The 3,131-nt window shown below is 36.8% G+C and carries 2 protein-coding genes and 1 pseudogene; all 3 read right to left on the bottom strand.

The window, feature by feature from the left end; genetic code table 11:
* Positions 1 to 153: 153 nt before the first annotated feature.
* Positions 154 to 903 (bottom strand): annotated as a pseudogene (istB, locus tag HMPREF3116_RS01710) (IS21-like element helper ATPase IstB).
* On the bottom strand, positions 896 to 2,434 hold the full coding sequence (istA, locus tag HMPREF3116_RS01705; protein WP_070467262.1) for an IS21 family transposase: 1,539 nt from the start codon (positions 2,432 to 2,434) through the stop codon (positions 896 to 898). Before istA ends, istB begins: the two are co-directional and overlap by 8 nt.
* Positions 2,435 to 2,769: 335 nt before the next feature.
* A partial coding sequence (locus HMPREF3116_RS01695) for a transposase (RefSeq protein WP_148129211.1) occupies positions 2,770 to 3,131 on the bottom strand: 362 nt, incomplete at its 5' end.

Here is a 3,131-nt window from a genome sequence, read left to right as displayed (position 1 = left end):
AAGAGTCTTCGTCTAATATTTAAGCTGCGACTAGTTGGAAAGTCGCAAGTAGTGGATGAGATGGTTTAAAGATGTTAACGTCAAGTAGAACTCGGCATTTTCTGCCAATTAGTTTTCCGCAAATTCTGCCAGATAAGATTCGGCACTTTTTGTCTAGTCAAAAACTCTTTGCCGATGTTTCATTCGATAACTTTCATTGTCCATTTGAATCAGTTCTACACGATGGAGAAGGCGGTCAAGTATCGCTGTTGCGACACCTTCGTCGCCTAATAGTTCACCCCATTGATCCGGACTCTTATTCGAAGTTAGAATGATAGAGCTACGCTCATATAGATAATCTACTAACTGGAAAAACTGATTGGCCTCAACCGGATCCATTGCCATGTACATCAAGTCATCAATAATAATTAAATCAGATTTTTTAATTCGGTTTAATGCAATCTGTGATTTTCATGTATAATCGCTTGTTTTCAGAATCGTTGTCAATTCTCCCATTGGGAGAAACATGACTTGATACCCTTGTTCAATTGCTTCTAAACCTACGCCTACCGCTAAATGCGTTTTGCCGACACCAGGCGGTCCAAGTAGAATGAGGTTGTACTGTTGCTCTGACCAATTCATTTCTCTTAACTGGCGCATTTGTCTCTCAGTGAGACTCTTTTGCTCACTGAGATTATAATCTTCAAGTGTCTTTTGATAAGGAAATTTCGCCCATTTTAAGCGACGATCTTTATTTTTCTTCTCCCGTTTAGTCAATTCATACTGTAGTAAATGATTTAATAGTTCATAATAAGTCCAAGATTTCTGTTCAGCTTCACGCATTAAGACGGGAAGCTCAGCAGAAACTTCCGATAAACGGAGTTGCTTAAAGGCATGCTGTAATTCTTCAAGGCCATTACTCATTCACTTCACCGCCTAAAATTTTTGCATATTCACCAAATGAACGAGTAGAGACTTCAATTCCAGTAAGAGTTGTAGAGGTGCTTTCAATTCCATTAGGAATTTCTACTAGCTTATGCTGAGATAAATAAGCGGCAACACCTCTAAAATCGTTGGCACTCCATAAGTTATTTTCAATGCAATGTTCAAGTGCCGCATCGCGTTCTGCCGGATACATTTTAATGCTTTTTTCCAACACCATAAACTGATCTCGAGCGTATCGCTTATACTTTTCAACGATTTTATCAATAAAGAGAATTGCTTTTTCTTCTGGTTCGAATAAGTCAATCATTGCTGTGCAATATTTTTGTACAGTTTTTTCTCGGTTACGACCATGATTACGATTTTTTACCAGCTTTCCTTTTTCTAAGGAAATGGTATGTCGCGCAATTTCATCACCAGTGAGCTTATGTAAAATGATTAATTCTTGATCCTTTTCATTTAGATAGACTTGATTGGAGCCAACCGTTTTATAGGTACCAAGCGGTACCGAGTAGCGGTTTCCTCTAAATCGAATCGTGTTGTCTTTATTTACGGTAGCTGTTATACTATTTTTGAAAGATATATCTTTGTGTTTGATTGAAGAGACTGGTTTCAAGTGTGCTTTTTCCAGAAGGAACACTGAATCTGGTCTCTTTTTTGTTGTTCCATGAACTTTGTGATTCCCTGTACGCTCCAACCATGATCGAGATTTTTCATTCCAACTCTCAAGGCCATCATATATTCGATTTTTTGCGAAATTTGATTTTACATAACCAACAACTTTTTCAATCTTCCCTTTACTTTCAGGATCCCCACCGCGACACAAGTAAACATTAAAGCCGAGGGCTTGTTGATAAGCCTGAAAGTCTTGAGTGAGTAAAAGATCACCGGCATTTTCGCTCACTGCGATTAAATTGTCTTGGTCATAGGCCATCTCTTGAGGCATTCCCCCAAAATGACGAAACGCATTTTCATGCGAGCGAATCGTGTCTTTAGTCGTAAAAGGCCGATCCAGCCACTCAAGATATTTATAACGGCTATGCGATAAAACGAAAGTGATAAAGTATAACTTGATTTCTTCTTCGTTTCTTGTTTTTTGCTTCGTTTCTCCCCAATCAACTTGTATTTGAGCACCCATTTCAACTTCAGGAATCGCTTCGTATTGTCGAATGTTTTTATGCTTGGGTATCGCATATTGATCTCTTAAATTCTTCACATAAGATCGAACTGTACTCGAGCTTACTTTGAAGTCAGGATATTCCTCCAACAACCAAACTTTGATTTGAGCTGCTGATAAATCGCTATGTTCCTTTAGCCACTCAAGAATCGTATCTGCATAAGGATCTAATTTTTTTGTCCGATTTTGTAAACTGTATGTCCATTCGGACATTTCTCCAAAGTCTTTTTCTAAATACTTTCTTACTGTATCTCGGTTTACTCCAACTTTTCTTTCAATTTGACTTTTGTTGAATCCCAATCGATGCAATCGATGGTCTTCATGATAAATACTCATCTTTTTTTCGTTCACCTTTCATCCTCCAACTCAATTGATACTTTAAAAGTATAACTGAATTGGCTATATTTCTGGAATAAAGTGCCGAAACTTATTTGGCATAATTGCCTATTCTAATTTAGCATTAACAATTTTCCTTGTGCTCTTCAATATTTCATCAAATAACTCAATGTTATGCGTAGAAATTGCGTACTTGAGCTCATTCATTAGCGTATATGTTACTAATAAATCCGGCGAAATATTCAATAGGAAATCAACAATGCGCTGTTCCGAAATTTCTTCACCAAATTGGCGAACATAATATGTATCAGTGAAATTTAAGTCTTCAGCATTTTTTAGCAACAACTTCCATTGTTTTTTAAGTTTTCTGTAGTCAGATGGTCGGCTATTTTTACGATATTCATAGCTTTAATACGAACAGAATTAATTGTCTCATTTAGTAACTTCACGATATGGAATCGATCAATTACAATCTTAGCATTAGGAAAACTAGTACGTATTACTTCAAGATAGGATGTATACAAATCGATAGAAACAGTTTTCACACTACTTCTAGCAGCCAAAGTAAAGGAAGCAAAGTAATCGATTAAAGAAGCTTGTTTCCAATCAACAATAATATCAATCAATCTTCTATTATGGGTGTCTACGAGGACAGCACTCACCGTTCCTTCTACATCATCTACAGACTTAAATTCAT

This window comes from Aerococcus sp. HMSC10H05 (genome assembly GCF_001806975.1).
Taxonomy (GTDB): domain Bacteria; phylum Bacillota; class Bacilli; order Lactobacillales; family Aerococcaceae; genus Aerococcus; species Aerococcus viridans_B.
Note: the sequence above shows the minus strand (reverse complement) of the source record. Positions and strands in the feature narration are given on the sequence as shown.

Bases quoted from the DNA above. Each gene is read 5' to 3' on its own strand.
- istA (WP_070467262.1), bottom strand. From the start codon at position 2,434: ATGAGTATTTATCATGAAGACCATCGATTGCATCGATTGGGATTCAAC.